The sequence below is a fragment of the Peptostreptococcus sp. genome, assembly GCF_977045075.1.
Genome location: NZ_CDRRTB010000034.1, coordinates 1 through 14,951, shown reverse-complemented (window position 1 = coordinate 14,951; position 14,951 = coordinate 1). Strand labels below are relative to the sequence as shown.

Annotated in this window: 20 protein-coding genes; 17 read left to right on the top strand and 3 right to left on the bottom strand. The window is 37.5% G+C overall.

What is annotated here, in order from left to right; translation table 11 throughout:
• From ACW6OJ_RS04300 to ACW6OJ_RS04280, 5 genes are all read left to right on the top strand, one after another.
• Window positions 1-1,102, top strand: a 1,102-nt coding sequence (locus tag ACW6OJ_RS04300) for a coenzyme F420-0:L-glutamate ligase (protein ID WP_456095867.1), incomplete at its 5' end; no start/stop codon positions are given.
• 169 nt (window positions 1,103-1,271) lie between these two features.
• Window positions 1,272-2,372 carry a glycerol dehydrogenase gene (locus ACW6OJ_RS04295; protein ID WP_456095866.1) on the top strand — a complete coding sequence of 367 codons (1,101 nt, stop codon included), beginning with the start codon at window positions 1,272-1,274 and terminating at the stop codon, window positions 2,370-2,372.
• A 203-nt stretch (window positions 2,373-2,575) separates the two neighbouring features.
• Window positions 2,576-2,761, top strand: coding sequence for a rubredoxin (locus ACW6OJ_RS04290; protein ID WP_331608299.1), 186 nt, complete (start codon window positions 2,576-2,578; stop codon window positions 2,759-2,761).
• 44 nt (window positions 2,762-2,805) lie between these two features.
• Window positions 2,806-3,354, top strand: coding sequence for a chromate transporter (locus tag ACW6OJ_RS04285; protein ID WP_456095865.1), 549 nt, complete (start codon window positions 2,806-2,808; stop codon window positions 3,352-3,354).
• Window positions 3,355-3,915, top strand: coding sequence for a chromate transporter (locus ACW6OJ_RS04280; protein ID WP_456095864.1), 561 nt, complete (start codon window positions 3,355-3,357; stop codon window positions 3,913-3,915).
• Window positions 3,916-4,114: 199 nt separating this feature from the next.
• Here ACW6OJ_RS04280 and ACW6OJ_RS04275 read toward each other — a convergent pair whose 3' ends face one another.
• Window positions 4,115-4,717, bottom strand: coding sequence for an ECF transporter S component (locus tag ACW6OJ_RS04275; RefSeq protein ID WP_293426906.1), 603 nt, complete (start codon window positions 4,715-4,717; stop codon window positions 4,115-4,117).
• A gap of 278 nt (window positions 4,718-4,995) precedes the next feature.
• On the opposite strand from ACW6OJ_RS04275, the gene ACW6OJ_RS04270 reads away from it, so the two are divergent.
• The 4 genes from ACW6OJ_RS04270 to rplT all read left to right on the top strand — a co-directional run bounded on the left by ACW6OJ_RS04270 (window position 4,996) and on the right by rplT (window position 7,209).
• Entirely contained in the window at window positions 4,996-5,859 is an 864-nt protein-coding gene (locus ACW6OJ_RS04270; protein ID WP_456095863.1) for a methionyl aminopeptidase, read from the top strand.
• Window positions 5,860-6,055: 196 nt separating this feature from the next.
• Window positions 6,056-6,604, top strand: a complete 549-nt coding sequence (gene infC / locus ACW6OJ_RS04265) for a translation initiation factor IF-3 (RefSeq protein WP_456095862.1) — start codon at window positions 6,056-6,058, stop codon at window positions 6,602-6,604.
• A gap of 26 nt (window positions 6,605-6,630) precedes the next feature.
• The gene (gene rpmI / locus ACW6OJ_RS04260; protein WP_007790110.1) at window positions 6,631-6,828 is read left to right on the top strand and encodes a 50S ribosomal protein L35; all 198 of its coding nucleotides are present in this window, start codon (window positions 6,631-6,633) and stop codon (window positions 6,826-6,828) included.
• 24 nt (window positions 6,829-6,852) lie between these two features.
• On the top strand, window positions 6,853-7,209 hold the full coding sequence (gene rplT, locus ACW6OJ_RS04255; RefSeq protein WP_293426912.1) for a 50S ribosomal protein L20: 357 nt from the start codon (window positions 6,853-6,855) through the stop codon (window positions 7,207-7,209).
• A gap of 174 nt (window positions 7,210-7,383) precedes the next feature.
• Here the strand turns inward: rplT and ACW6OJ_RS04250 are convergent, their stop codons facing one another.
• Window positions 7,384-7,725, bottom strand: a complete 342-nt coding sequence (locus tag ACW6OJ_RS04250) for a hypothetical protein (protein ID WP_304084641.1) — start codon at window positions 7,723-7,725, stop codon at window positions 7,384-7,386.
• Between the two features lie 548 nt (window positions 7,726-8,273).
• On the opposite strand from ACW6OJ_RS04250, the gene ACW6OJ_RS04245 reads away from it, so the two are divergent.
• On the top strand, window positions 8,274-8,915 hold the full coding sequence (locus ACW6OJ_RS04245; protein ID WP_455104492.1) for a 3D domain-containing protein: 642 nt from the start codon (window positions 8,274-8,276) through the stop codon (window positions 8,913-8,915).
• A gap of 244 nt (window positions 8,916-9,159) precedes the next feature.
• Here ACW6OJ_RS04245 and ACW6OJ_RS04240 read toward each other — a convergent pair whose 3' ends face one another.
• Window positions 9,160-9,726 carry a helix-turn-helix domain-containing protein gene (locus tag ACW6OJ_RS04240; RefSeq protein WP_455105552.1) on the bottom strand — a complete coding sequence of 189 codons (567 nt, stop codon included), beginning with the start codon at window positions 9,724-9,726 and terminating at the stop codon, window positions 9,160-9,162.
• Between the two features lie 296 nt (window positions 9,727-10,022).
• On the opposite strand from ACW6OJ_RS04240, the gene ruvC reads away from it, so the two are divergent.
• From ruvC to ACW6OJ_RS04205, 7 genes are all read left to right on the top strand, one after another.
• A complete protein-coding gene (gene ruvC, locus ACW6OJ_RS04235) occupies window positions 10,023-10,523 on the top strand; it encodes a crossover junction endodeoxyribonuclease RuvC (RefSeq protein WP_293436655.1) in 501 nt (166 codons plus the stop codon).
• 11 nt (window positions 10,524-10,534) lie between these two features.
• The gene (gene ruvA, locus ACW6OJ_RS04230) at window positions 10,535-11,146 is read left to right on the top strand and encodes a Holliday junction branch migration protein RuvA (protein ID WP_455105412.1); all 612 of its coding nucleotides are present in this window, start codon (window positions 10,535-10,537) and stop codon (window positions 11,144-11,146) included.
• Window positions 11,147-11,161: 15 nt separating this feature from the next.
• Window positions 11,162-12,172, top strand: coding sequence for a Holliday junction branch migration DNA helicase RuvB (gene ruvB / locus ACW6OJ_RS04225; RefSeq protein ID WP_314771012.1), 1,011 nt, complete (start codon window positions 11,162-11,164; stop codon window positions 12,170-12,172).
• A gap of 15 nt (window positions 12,173-12,187) precedes the next feature.
• Window positions 12,188-13,213 (top strand): tRNA preQ1(34) S-adenosylmethionine ribosyltransferase-isomerase QueA, encoded by a 1,026-nt coding sequence (queA, locus tag ACW6OJ_RS04220; protein WP_455105411.1) that lies wholly within the window; start codon window positions 12,188-12,190, stop codon window positions 13,211-13,213.
• A gap of 79 nt (window positions 13,214-13,292) precedes the next feature.
• Entirely contained in the window at window positions 13,293-14,411 is a 1,119-nt protein-coding gene (gene tgt, locus ACW6OJ_RS04215) for a tRNA guanosine(34) transglycosylase Tgt (protein ID WP_314515752.1), read from the top strand.
• 55 nt (window positions 14,412-14,466) lie between these two features.
• Window positions 14,467-14,787, top strand: a complete 321-nt coding sequence (gene yajC / locus ACW6OJ_RS04210; protein ID WP_293426934.1) for a preprotein translocase subunit YajC — start codon at window positions 14,467-14,469, stop codon at window positions 14,785-14,787.
• Between the two features lie 85 nt (window positions 14,788-14,872).
• The coding region (locus tag ACW6OJ_RS04205; RefSeq protein WP_456095868.1) for a six-cysteine ranthipeptide SCIFF at window positions 14,873-14,951 on the top strand (79 nt) is incomplete at its 3' end.

Sequence of the window (14,951 nt, the reverse complement as noted above, 5' to 3'; positions counted from 1 at the left end):
TGTTATAGAAGCTTCTAAGACAGATGGCTTTGACCTAGGTGATAGGGATGTAATAGGTATTACAGAATCTATAGTGGCAAGAAGCCAGGGTAACTATGCTTCAGTAGATGCAATAGGCAAGGATGTTAAGGCTAAGTTTGGTGGAGAAACTATAGGTATAATCTTCCCAATACTTTCTCGTAATAGATTTGCCATCTGCCTAAAGGGTATGGCTATGGGGGCAAAGAAGGTGGTTCTAATGCTTTCATATCCAAGAGATGAAGTAGGTAACCAGTTATTAAGTGAAGACCAGCTAGATGACAAGGGAATAGACCCATATTCAACAGTATTGACACTTGAAAAATATAGAGAATTATTTGGTAAGAATATACACCCATTTACAGGTGTGGACTATGTTGACTACTACAGTGAAGTTATCAGATCAGCTGGTGCAGAAGTTGAAATTGTGTTTGCTAACCATGCTACTGAGATATTAAACTACACTAAGAATGTGATAAACTGCGATATCCATACTAGAAAGAGAACAAGTAGGATACTAAAGGCTGCAGGAGCTACAGTTTATGGTATGGATGAAATATTGACTGAATCAATAGACGGAAGTGGTTACAACACCCTATATGGGCTATTGGGATCAAATAAGTCAACAGAAGATAGCGTAAAGCTATTCCCTAATGAATGTACTGAACTTGTATATGATATCCAGGAAAAACTATTAAAGAAGACTGGCAAGCATATAGAGGTAATGGTATATGGAGATGGTGCCTTCAAGGATCCAGTAGGACAGATTTGGGAACTTGCTGACCCAGTGGTATCACCAGCCTATACTAAGGGACTAGAGGGTACACCTAATGAATTAAAGCTAAAGTATCTAGCAGACAATGACTTCAATGATTTATCAGGTGAAGCTCTTAAGGAAGCTATATCTGAAAGAATCAAAACTAAGGATGCTTCCTTGGTAGGTAAGATGGAGTCTGAAGGTACTACACCAAGAAGACTTACAGACCTAATTGGTTCATTGTGTGACCTTACAAGTGGTTCAGGTGACAAGGGTACACCAATAGTACTTGTACAGGGATACTTTGATAACTACACAAATAATTAATCAAAATATTTAATTAGGGCTAGTATTTGGACCATGAGGTCTAGGTACCAGTCCTTTTTTTTATGTCATATTACTATCTAAATTGAATATTAAAAATTTAACAAAAAGCTTGTTTACCCAGGGTTTTTGTGCTAATATGAAGGAAATTAATAGTTTAGGAGGAGTTATTATGGCAAAAATATTAATTAGTCCAAGCAAGTATATCCAGGGACCAGGAGAGCTAAATAGGCTTGGTCAGTATGTTGAAAATCTAGGTAAGAAGGCCCTTATTCTGATAACTGAATCAGGCTACAAGAGGGTGGGACCAGGCATAGAGGAAGGTTTTAAGGATTCTGAAGCTAGCATGGAGGTTTGCTATTTTAATAGAGAATGTTCAAAGGTTGAGGTTGATAGAATCATTGACAAATATGTAAAGGATGATGATTGTGATATTATTGTCGGTGTTGGTGGTGGTAAGGTTGCTGATACAGCCAAGGCAGTTGCCTACTATACGGGTAAGCCAGTAGTTGTATGTCCAACAATAGCATCAACTGATGCACCATGTAGTGCCCTATCAGTTTTATACACTGAAGATGGTGTTTTCGACCAGTATCTATTCTTGCCAAAGAATCCAGATATTGTTATGATGGATACTGAGGTTATATCAAAGTCTCCAGTTAGGTTAACTGTTGCAGGTATAGGAGATGCCTTAGCTACATATTTTGAAGCTAGAGCATGTAAGGCTAGTGGAGCTATTTCTTGTGCAGGAGGCAAGACAACAGAGGCTGCTATAGCTTTAGCTAAGCTATGCCTTGATACACTTTTAGAAGAGGGCTTGAAGGCCAAGATTGCCCTAGAAGCAGGTGTATGCACAGAGGCAGTTGAAAAGATAATTGAAGCGAATACCCTATTAAGTGGTCTAGGCTTTGAGTCTGCTGGTTTGGCAGGTGCCCACGCCATCCACAATGGTTTGACAGCACTTGAGGAATGTCACCATATGTACCATGGTGAAAAGGTAGCCTTTGGTACACTAACTCAGCTTGTATTGGAAAATGCCCCAACTGAGGAACTAGAGGAAATATACAATTTCTGTATAGATATGGGTCTACCTGTTACACTAGAAGAATTGGGTGTTAAGGAAATAAATAAGGATAGGCTATTAGAGGTAGCTAGACTTGCATGTGCAGAGGGTGAGACAATTCATAATATGCCTTTTGAGGTTGATGAAGACAAGGTATGTAGTGCTATAATTGCTGCGGATGCTATGGGTAGGTTCTTCCTAGGTCTATAGCTTAGGATAACTACTAGCTTTTGAACAAGTATTATTAAATATAATTTGAAGTGGAATAAGACCCTAGGTTTTGTTCCACTTTTTAAAATTATGTACTATAATATAGGTAGGGTATATGGACAATTGATTGATTAGTAAAATGTGTGCCTATATAATCCCTTTTATATTTGTATGTAAGTTTATTAGATATGGAGGTTATTGTTATGAGTGGAGCAAATAATTTGAAGAAGTATAAGTGCAGGCCATGTGGCTTTGTGTATGATCCTGAAAAGGGTGTTCCTGAATATGGTATTGAGCCAGGTATTCCTTTTGAAGACCTTCCAGATGACTGGGTATGTCCAAAGTGTGCAGCTAGCAGGTGGATGTTCGAAGAGGTTAAGGAAGACTAATAGGACTCAGTCAGCCCTATATAATTAATATTATGGAGGGAACAATGAAGTTAGTAATTGATTTGTTTATAGCCTTTACCAAGATTGGTAGCTTTACCTTTGGGGGAGGCTATGCCATGTTACCTATGATAAAGAAGGAAGTAGTTGAAAGACATGGTTGGGCAAGTGATAACGAAATTTTGGATTATTTTGCAATCAGCCAGGTGACACCAGGTGTAATAGCTGTAAATACAGCAACCTTTGTTGGCTACAAGATAGGTGGACTAGTGGGGGCTATCGCAGCAACCCTAGGTGTTATATTCCCATCGATTGTAGTTATAGCAATAATAGCAGCCTTTTTGACAAATTTTGCCAGTCTACCAGCAGTAGTTCACGCCTTTAATGGTATCAGGGCATGTGTATGTGTTCTTATATTAAATGCAGTATATAATATGGCCAAAAAGTCTGTAATTGATATACCGACAGCTATCATATTTATCCTAGTAGCTATTGTAGCAATAATGAGTGTAGTTTCACCCTTTATACTAGTGATTCTAGCAGGTGTATTGGGATTTGTTATCCAGTATTTTAAGCTAAGAAAGAAGGTGGACTAGGTGCCAGGAATTTTTAAGTTAGTCTACTATTTCTTCACTACAGGCTTATTTGCTATAGGGGGTGGCCTTGCAACCCTACCATTTCTATATGATATTGGTAAGAAGACAGGTTGGTATACAGCAGTAGATGTTGGTAATATGGTTGCTATAGCCCAGAGTACGCCCGGTCCAACTGGTATAAATATGGCTACATATGTTGGTTTTAAACAGTTTGGAGTCTTAGGAGCAATTATAGGTCCGGTATCTTTGGTCCTGCCATCTCTAATTATCATAATAATAGTCTATAGGATCTTGGACAAGTTTAAGGAATCACAGACCGTACAAAGTGTTTTCTATGGACTAAGACCGGCCTCAAGTGGTTTGATTTTGGCGGCTGCCTTTAGTGTTATCCAGATATCCCTATTGGATATGGCCAATAAGGGATCTATAATGGGGTATTTTAGGTGGCCAGCCTTGGCTTTAGCAGGACTTATATTTTTCTTGCAGTACTACAAGAAAAACATCCATCCAATATTTTTAATAGTTTTGGCGGGTATTATTGGTTTTGTATTTAAGATATAATATCAGATATTCGGTATGATATAAGCAATGTGACATAAAAAATGTGACATTAAAAATATAATTTTAAAATTGCTATATTAAAAGGGGTCATACCCTTTTGCATAAAAAATAGAGAAGGAAGCCTAATGATAGTCTTCCTTCTCTATTTTGTTTAATAGGTTTATTAAGGTATTCTTATGTGCTAATTTAATATGCAAAACTACCTGTCTGCATTCAGGTCGTAGTCAACCAAAAGGTTGGCCTTTATTAGTATTGGTCTAAGAGCAGTGTATAGAAGCATAGCTATTACAACTGTAGTTATAGCATTGAAGAATGTTGCTCCTGCACTAAACTTTGCTAGAACGCTAGCAACATCAGCTGGTTGACCTAATACATATATCTTATAAAAGTATCCTACAATTGGGTCTGCAAATACATTAAATGCCATACCTATTATTGATCCTGATAGGGCATACCTGAATACTTTTTGTGGATCGTTAGTATGGTTAATTCTACCAATCTTGTGGGCAAATAGGCCAACAATAAGGCCTATGCACAGCTTAAGTACAAAAGTCTTAGGTGCTACTAGTATATAAACCGGATCCATTATGTCAGCAATTGTCATACCGATAGCTCCAGCAAGTCCACCATACACACCGCCTATAAGTAGGGCAGCAAGTACAAGAAAGACATTGCCAAAGTGGATTGATGTTGCGTCGCCTCCTGGAACAGGTATCTTGATCTGTAGGTAAGTAAATGTTACAAAGCAAAGAGCGGCAAGTATTGCAGACTGTGTCAGCTTTGCTAGATTCTTATTTTTCATAAATCCTCCTTTAAGTATTAAAATATAATTACAAATACAATTCTATCAATTTAAGGCTTATAAAGTCAACTATTAGGCGTCATATGATAAAAAAATACACTTTGAACCCATACAATTTTAATTATCTTTTAAAAACTGTTATCATAAATAGACCTTTAGCAAATAATTTTAAAAAGGTCTATAATATTACGGTTTATTTGGTATAATATATATGAAAGATTCAGGTTGGGTCAGCCAAGTTGCTGGTAAATCAATAATATATAAGGGAGAGGATAAACATGGATAGGAATGACAAGTGTTGGTGTGGTAGTGGACAAAAGTACAAGAAATGCCACATGGATTTTGATGACAAGATAAAAGAATATGCTATGAAGGGTCATATAGTACCTGATAGATTTAATATAAAGACACCTAGAGAGATAGAGGCAATAAAGGAAAGCGCCAAGGTAAATACAGGGATTCTTGACCACCTAGAGGGAAAGATTGTCGCAGGGATGTCTACTGAGGACATAAACAAGCTGGTTCACAACTATACTATAGAGCATGATGCAATACCAGCTCCTTTGAACTATGAGGGATTCCCAAAGAGTTGTTGTACCTCTATTAATAATGAGGTATGCCATGGGATACCTTCAGAGGATATTATCCTGAAGGAAGGAGATATAATTAACGTAGATGTATCTACCATAAAGAATGGTTATTTCTCTGATGCATCCAGAATGTATATGGTAGGTCAGGTAAGTGAAGAGGCTAAAAAACTTGTTGAGACAACTAAGGAGTGTCTAAATGCAGGTTTAGACCAGGTAAAGCCTTGGGGCCATATAGGTGACATTGGAGCTGCTATCCAGGAATACGCTGAATCTAGGGGCTATTCAGTAGTTACTATGTTCGGTGGACACGGTATAGGAAATGAATTCCATGAGGAACCATTTGTGTCTCATGTAGGAAGAAGGGATACAGGTATGTTAATGGTGCCTGGTATGGTATTTACAATAGAGCCTATGATCAATATTGGTAAGCCACAGGTCTACGTAGATAAGAAGAATGGATGGACTTCATATACAAAGGATGGAAGCCTATCAGCCCAGTGGGAGCACCAGATTTTGGTCACTGAAGATGGATATGAAATAATTTCGGCTTAATTTATAAAAATGATTGACAGGAACGGATTTTTGTATTATACTGTTTGAGTAGTGAAAAGAAGTAGAATCCGTTCTCACCTTACAGCACGGCTAGTAGGGTTGTATAAGTTTAATCAGTAGTTTATTTTGCTGTTTTATTTTAGAACTTATGACGGATTTTTATATCCGTCTTTTTTTCGTACCAGAGAATTTCTCAGTGAGAGATTTATTTTTTAGAAAGTTGAGGTGTTCTAAGATTAGTAAAGAAATAGCTATCAATGAAGAAATAAGAGTTAAGGAAGTCAGATTGATTTCTGAAACAGGAGAACAGTTAGGTATAGTTACTTCTAAGGAAGCGAAGGAGTTGGCAAGTTCTAAGAATTTGGATCTTGCTATGATATCACCTAATGCAAAGCCTCCAGTTTGCAAGATTATGGACTACGGTAAGTACAAGTATGAGCAGGCTAGGAAGGAAAAAGAGGCAAAGAAAAAGCAAAAAGTAATCAATGTAAAGGAAGTAAGACTTAGACCAGGTATAGGTGATCATGACCTTAATACCAAGGCAAACCAGGCAGCTAAGTTCTTACAGAAGGGTGACAAGGTTAAGGTTGAGCTTAGGTTCAGAGGAAGAGAGCTTGGTCACAAGGACATTGGTAAGGAAGTAATGTTAAAATTTATTGACATGTTGAGTGAGTTTGGAGAACCAAATAAGGCCCCTAAGTTTGAGGGAAATAATATGGTTGCAATTATAGATCCAAAGAAATAGATAAATATTGAGAGGAGGATTTTGTTATGCCAAAGATGAAAACACACAGAGGTGCAGCAAAGAGATTAAAGAGAACAGGAAGCGGAAAGCTAAAGAGAGCAAAGGCTTATAAGAGTCATATACTTACAAAGAAATCACCTAAGACTAAGATGAACTTGAGACAGTCAACTTTAGTAAGTGATGGCGATGCAAAGAGAATAGCACAATTATTACCATACAAGTAAGATTAGTATTTAGGAGGATTAGAAATGGCAAGAGTAAAGAAGGGTATGAATGCCCATAAGAGACATAAAAAGGTATTGAAGCTTGCAAAGGGATACCAGGGATCAAGAAGTAAGCTTTTCAAGACTTCAAATCAGTTTGTAATGAAGGCATTAAAGAATGCTTATATAGGTAGAAAGCAGAAGAAGAGAGACTTTAGAAAGCTTTGGATACAGAGAATTAATGCAGCATGTAGAATGAACGACATGTCTTATTCTAAGTTCATGAATGGTTTAAAGAAGGCCGGAGTAGAAGTTAACAGAAAGATGCTTTCAGAATTAGCAATAGCTGATCCAGAAGGATTTGCAAAGCTAGTTGCAGTTGCAAAGGAAAACCTAGCATAATTAAGAAATATGAGACGAACCGCTTTGGTCGTCTCTTTTTTTTATATGTGTTAAACGAGGCATGCCTTATATGAACTCATATTCCAGCACAATATGTATTCACATTCTAGAAACAAATCACCCTTAAAGATACAAAGGACCCAATACTGGGTCCTTAAAATATAAGCTTTAGTATTAGTCCTTCTTAAAATGGTCCTTAGCCTTTGCTGCCAAGCCGGCAGACATAATTATACCATTTTTTACTGTTTCCTTTGCCGTGCTTATATCATTGCTGATATCTGCAGCAACCTCACTTACCTCCTTAGCGTTATCAGTAACAGAATCTACATTTTCAAGGATAGCAGGTATCTTGGATATTGCTAGACCGACATTTGTAGAGTTCTGAACTAGGAGAGCATCTACACTACTTATGAAGGCTGTAAGCTTTTTTAAAAGTAGTATAAGTGCTATAAGGGTTGCACATCCAAGAAGGGCCAAAAGAAATAAAATTGTGTCGATATTTATTGTTATAGTCATATTACACCACCAATCCAATACTATTATTTATCTTGATAAAAATCCATTATAATCAATTATATATTATAAGAAGACTAAATAAAAGCCATAGATTAAAATTTGTATTTATAAATTTATTTCATATCCTTAAACTTATCATGAAAGGAGATTAAGTATCTGATGTAAAATATATGGTTTCAAATAGTAAGGTCGATATATACAGGAAGGTTTTAATGCATAAAAACACATCTAATTAATAAAGGTAGATAAAGGAATCAAGAAAAGTTACAAAAATAAGTTACAAAATGTAACTTTTATTTATTCTATACAAGCCTTTTATTTCAACGTATACAGCATTTACGACTAGACTTAAGGTTAAAAAAAGGTTGCTTTTTTGTAATTTTTGTATTAGAATAAAGAAGTCGGAAGTATTAAAGTAACAAAAATAATACAAAAAGTTACAGCGGTGTAATTAATACTCTAGGACAAAAATGAATATAATTATTCAAAAAGAAGGGATAGATAAAGTTGAGATTTTTGCTTTATTATCCATACTAAGGAGGATATTTATGAAAAAAATATTGGGAAAGATAGTCTGTATGGCTTTTATATTAATTTTTGCATTTGGTGGAAGTATGTCAGATGCTAAGTCAATACTAGCAACAAGCGGCTGGTCTACACAAAATGGTAGACACGTATATGTAGGTTCTGATGGAGAAAACCTAAAGGGATGGAATAGAATCAGTGGTTTGTGGTTCTACTTTAATTCTTCAGGTTACATGGTAACAGGAACTCAGAACATAAATGGCAAGACGTATCAGTTTAACAACGATGGAAGTTATAGTAGGGAAGTGCCCGCTACAAAGACAAGCACTTATACAACTGCAACTTCTAACGGTAAGGTTAAGTACTATGACAAGAGTGGTAACTACCTAGGTACAGGTAAGAAATATATCTCTAATGCAAGTGCCTATACAGGAGATACTACAACTGCATCAGGACAGAGACCGAGATGGGGTACTATAGCGGTAGACCCAAGGGTTATACCACTAGGTTCAAAGGTTTATGTACCTTATTACGATAAGGTATTTATAGCTAACGATACAGGTGGTATCATAAGGGGTACAATGATCGATATATTCATGAATTCAGCAACTAATATGAGAAACTTTGGTAGAAGAAATATCGAGATAGTAGTACTTGATAAATAAGAGCACAGAGGTAAATAACTCGATGATATTTTATTTAGATTTCAAGTTGCAAAATTAGTTTTATCTTGATTTTAATTAGCACAAGCTCAAGAAATTTAAAGCGTAAGATATTAAGAGAGACCTAAAAGAAGTATAAAGGTAATTGAAGGACCCTAACCGGTAAGTCATTATGACTAAAAGGCTAGGGTCTTTATTATTAGTCCAATTTTAAAAGCAACTTAAAATCTATATTTTAATTGGTATCTTATCTGACCTCAAGCTTATTTGTAGCAAATATCATCACAACATTATGGACAGATATATTTTTAAACTTATACCTAAGGTCAGGTGGTATTCTCATAGTGTCACCCTTCTTTAAAAGGATGGACTTACCATCATCGGTTTGGACAGTAAGGTTGCCCTTTTCTATATGGATTACATCGTCAGAAATATTTTTTCCTAAGGGCTGGTAAGACGTCTCTGAATGAGCATGAAATACAATTCTCACAAGGTTTATATTTAGTGTAGCCGTCCTAGTTGTAAGCAACTGAAATTCCAAATTATCCCTGCAAGGATATACAATAGTTGAAAGGCCATCTGACCTTCTAACCAAGTTTTCTAAAATAACAGGCTCTTCAAATAAAGAGGAAAGACTAGTGTTCATAGTTTCAGATATAGCGTTTAGGACACTTAGGCTAGGGTTACCAACCCCTCTTTCCAATTGGCTAAGCAAAGCAGTACTAATTCCCGACAGCTCAGAGAATTCTTTAATAGTCATATTGTTGCTTTTTCTGTATTCTACAAGTCTGTTACTGAGTTGAATAATTTCCATGGTAGCCTCCTATAGTGTTAAAAATTTATATAATATCATTGACTTTTACATATTGACAAGGGTTAAAATCATTGGCTACGAACTATAGACAAGGATTAAAATCATCGACTATACATTATTGACAAGTGATTAATATATTGATTAGTAATAGTAATTATATTATAACATTTTAAAAGGAAAAAGTGTAGAATTTCTAGAAAAAAATATTGTACTAAATCAAATTGTTATATCTTTTCATATGTGTTAAAATTAAATGTAATGCATAATAGGTAGAAATAAACTAAAGGGAAGGTATTATGATAATTTTGGGAATAGACCCAGGTCTGGCTATTATTGGCTATGGCTTGGTTGAATATAAAAATAACAAATTCAGGACAATAGACTACGGGGCTATAACAACTCCAGCAGGTATGAGTACTGTGGAGAGGCTGGAGAGGATATACAAGGGCATGAACCAGCTCTTTCATATGTATGATATTGATGAAGTCGGCATAGAGGAACTTTTCTTCAATAAAAATGTTAAGACAGCCATCACAGTAGCCCAGGCTAGGGGGGTTATACTCCTATCCTGCCAGCATCATGCAAAGCCGACTTATGAGTATACACCCCTACAGGTAAAGCAGGGAGTATGTGGCTACGGAAGGGCCGACAAGTCTCAGGTGCAGAAAATGGTGACCTCTTTCTTGAGTCTAAAGGAAATACCAAAGCCAGATGACGTCGCTGATGCCCTGGCTGTGGCTATCTGTCATGCGCATTCTAACAGGATGGGTAAGGAATTGAGTAGGTTTGAAAAATAGGAGTGGTATAAATGATTGGATATATTAAGGGCACAGTTGAAGATATAGGAATTGACTATGTGCTAATTGAAAACAATGAAATAGGCTATAAGTTAAATGCTTCTAGCAATACCCTGTCCCAGTTAAGTGAAGGTGACAGGACTAAGATGTATACAAAGATGATAGTTAGGGAGGATGATATTAGCCTTTGTGGTTTTTATTCTAAAGAAGAGCTAGATATGTTTAATCTATTAACATCAGTGTCAAAGATAGGAACAAAGCTAGGACTGGCTATTCTTTCCTTTGCTACACCGTCCCAGATCCACCTATATATTTCGACTTCTGATACTAAGACCCTATCAAAGGCTCCGGGGGTTGGAAAGAAGACTGCAGAGAGAATGGTATTAGAGCTTAAGGACAAGCTAGGTAAGCTAAATATAAGTGGGGAAGACCTAGGAGGAAAACCAGCTATATCGATACCAACTACTAGTGATGGAGAGGCTATTGATGCCCTAGTTGCCCTAGGCTATACCGGTCAGGAATCGAAGGTGGCTGTAGACTTTGTCAAGCAGCCAGGTATGGGTGTTGAGGATATAGTTAAGAAGGCCCTAGAATATATTTTGAAGACAAACTTCAAATTCTAATAGGAGGTAGAGGGTATGGATGAAGAACGTATAATTACTTCCAGTATGAAGGAAGAAGATTTTGATATAGAAAACAGTTTAAGACCCAAGTCCCTAGATGAGTATTTGGGACAGGAGAAGTCAAAGGAACAGCTAAGGATATTTATAGATGCTGCAAAATCGAGGAGCGAGTCTCTGGACCATGTATTACTTTATGGACCTCCTGGACTTGGTAAGACAACACTTGCTAGTATAATAGCGAATGAAATGGGTGTTAATCTAAGGATTACATCTGGTCCAGCCATAGAAAGGGCTGGAGATTTGGCTGCTATTTTAACAAATTTGCAGGAAAATGACGTCCTGTTTATAGATGAGATTCACAGGATAAATAGGAGCGTGGAAGAGGTCCTATATCCAGCTATGGAGGACTTTTGTCTAGATATTATTATAGGTAAGGGACCGTCTGCTAGGAGCATTAGGCTAGACCTACCTAAGTTTACCCTTATTGGGGCTACAACCAGGGCAGGTATGTTGACAAATCCGCTTAGGGATAGGTTTGGTGTTATTTGTAAGCTAGACTACTATAAGGAAGATGAGTTAGCTGAGATAGTGCGAAGGTCATCTGGCATATTAAATGCAGGGATTATGGATGACGGTGCAGTTGAGATTGCAAGAAGGTCTAGGGGTACACCTAGAATAGCAAATAGATTGCTAAAGAGGGTTAGGGACTTTGCCCAGGTCAAGGCGGACGGTCATATTACAGACCAGGTAGCCCAGGCTGCCCTAGAGTTACTAGGAGTGGACTCCTTAGGTTTAGACTTTGTTGATAAGAAACTATTAATGACAATAATAGAAAAGTTTAATGGGGGGCCTGTAGGTCTAGATACCCTTGCTGCATCTATAGGAGAGGATAGGAATACTATTGAAGATGTATATGAGCCCTACCTACTACAGCTAGGCTTTATTAATAGGGCGCCTAGGGGTAGAATAGCCATGCCAATAGCCTACCAGCATTTGGGTATACCATATGAGGAAAAGAAGAAATAGTTATTGAGGTGAGATATGAAGACCAGTGATTTTAAATACGACCTACCAGAAGAGCTGATTGCGCAGGTTCCAATAGAGGATAGGTCAAGCTCAAGGTTGATGGTTGTTGATAAGAAGACAGGCCAGATAGAGCACAGGGTTTTTAAGGATATTATAGATTATCTAGAAGAGGGGGACTGCCTAGTTTTAAATGATACTAGGGTAATCCCTGCCAGGCTAATAGGTGAGAAGGTTGGGACTGGTGGAAAGATCGAGTTTTTACTATTGAAAAGAAATGAGGATGATAGTTGGGAGACTCTTGTAAAACCAGGTAAAAGAGCCAAAATAGGAGCAAAATTTTCCTTTGGTGGAGGCAAGCTATTTGCCGAGGTAGTAGATATACTTGTAGATGGATCAAGGTTGGTCAAGTTTGACTATAATGGTATATTTGAGGAAATTCTGGACGAGCTAGGTAATATGCCACTTCCGCCATATATAACAGAAAAGCTAGAGGATAAGGATAGGTATCAGACTGTATATTCAAAGCATAATGGATCGGCTGCAGCACCCACAGCAGGTCTACATTTTACAGACCAGCTACTTGACCAGATTAGGACCAAGGGAGTAAAGACAGCCTTTGTAACTCTGCATGTTGGGCTAGGTACCTTTAGACCAGTAAAGGTTGACGATGTAGGTAAGCACAAGATGCACTCGGAATTTTATATGATAAGTCAAGAGGCAGCAGATATAATCAATGAGGCAAGAGTCAAGTCAAAGAGGATTATATGTGTGGGTACTACTAGCTGTAGAACTATAGAGTCTGCCGCAAAAGAGGATGGAAGCCTAGAAGCTAAGAGCGACTGGACAGATATATTTATTTATCCAGGCTACAAGTTCAAGGTATGTGACAACCTAATCACCAACTTCCACCTACCAGAATCGACCCTGATAATGCTGGTAAGTGCCCTATCAAGTAAGGAGAATATATTAAGGGCCTATGGGACAGCTGTAGAGGAAAAATATAGGTTCTTTAGCTTTGGTGACGCAATGTTCCTAAAATAAGTAGGATTGTAAGTTCAAAGACATGTAAGAGCAAGACATGTAAAAGATATTGAAATAGTAAGACTATGAAAGGAAATATATGTACGCAGTTAAATATGAATTGATAAAAACCTGTAAGCAGACTGGTGCAAGATTGGGTAGACTACATACACCACATGGTGTAATAGAGACCCCTATTTTCATGCCAGTTGGAACTCAGGCAACAGTAAAGGCCATGACTCCAGAGGAATTAAAGGAAATAGGGTCCCAGATAATTTTAAGTAATACCTACCACCTATATATGAGGCCAGGCCATGACCTTATAGAAAGAGCCGGTGGACTACACAAGTTTATGAATTGGGATAAGCCAATATTGACAGACAGTGGTGGCTTCCAGGTATTTAGTCTTGGACCACTAAGGAAGATAAAGGAAGAGGGAGTAGAGTTTAGGTCCCACCTTGATGGGTCAAAGCACTTTCTATCACCTGAGAAGGCAACAGAGATTCAGAATGCCCTAGGGTCTGATATAATTATGGCCTTTGATGAATGTGCCCCTTACCCAGCGGACAGACAGTATGTTAAAAATTCATTAGAGAGGACAACTAGGTGGCTGGAGAGGTGTAAGGCTGCCCATAAGTATCCTGAAAAGCAGGCCCTGTTTGGTATAGTTCAAGGTGGCATGTACAAGGATTTAAGAGAGCAGTCTGCCAAGGAGATTACAGCAATTGATCTACCAGGCTATGCGATAGGGGGCCTAAGTGTTGGAGAACCTAAGGATATGATGTATGAGGTCCTTGATTATACAGTGCCCCTACTACCAGAGGACAAGCCAAGATATCTGATGGGGGTGGGATCACCAGATGACCTACTAGAAGGTGTCTTAAGGGGGATAGACATGTTTGACTGTGTTTTACCTACTAGGATAGCTAGAAATGGCACTGCCATGACAAGCCAGGGCAAGGTAGTGGTTAGAAATGCATCCTATGCTGAGGACTTTACAAGCCTAGATCCAGAATGTGATTGCTATACGTGTAAGAATTACACCAAGGCCTACCTAAGACACTTGATAAAGTGTAATGAAATATTAGGGGCTAGGCTTCTTACAATTCATAACCTACACTTCCTATTAAAGATGATGGAAAACGTAAGAGAGGCCATCAAGGAGGATAGACTTTTAGACTACAAAAAGGACTTCTTTGAAAAATATTATGGTAAATAATATCTAGATGGTTTATAATATAACATATATGATTTAAATAAAAGGAGGGTGTAAAATGCCACAGAATCAGATGATCATGGGAATTGGTATATGGATATTGATTTTTGTAATATTCTATTTCATACTAATAAGACCACAGAAGCAGAAGGAAAAGAAACTTAATGAGATGAGAAATTCTATTGAAAAGGGTGACACAGTTATTACAGTTGGTGGTATAATTGCCAAGGTAACAAGGGTTGAAGAGGATAGAATTATACTTGAATTAGGTCCAAATAGAACTAAGGTACCATTTGAAAAATGGGCTATAGGAAGAGTTGTTGAAAAGGCAGCTAAGGATGAAGAGGCTGTTGAAGTTGAAGAAAAGCTAGAACAGTAATACCAAGAGGTATGTGAAAAATACTACTCAATTTGCCATGTATATGGTATAATGAGATAAGAAAAATTATTTTGGAGGGATTATCATGGAGAAAAAACATGTAAAAACTCTTTCAAAGGCTACTTTAAAGGAAAGTGCAGCAAAGGGCGGATGTGGTGAATGCC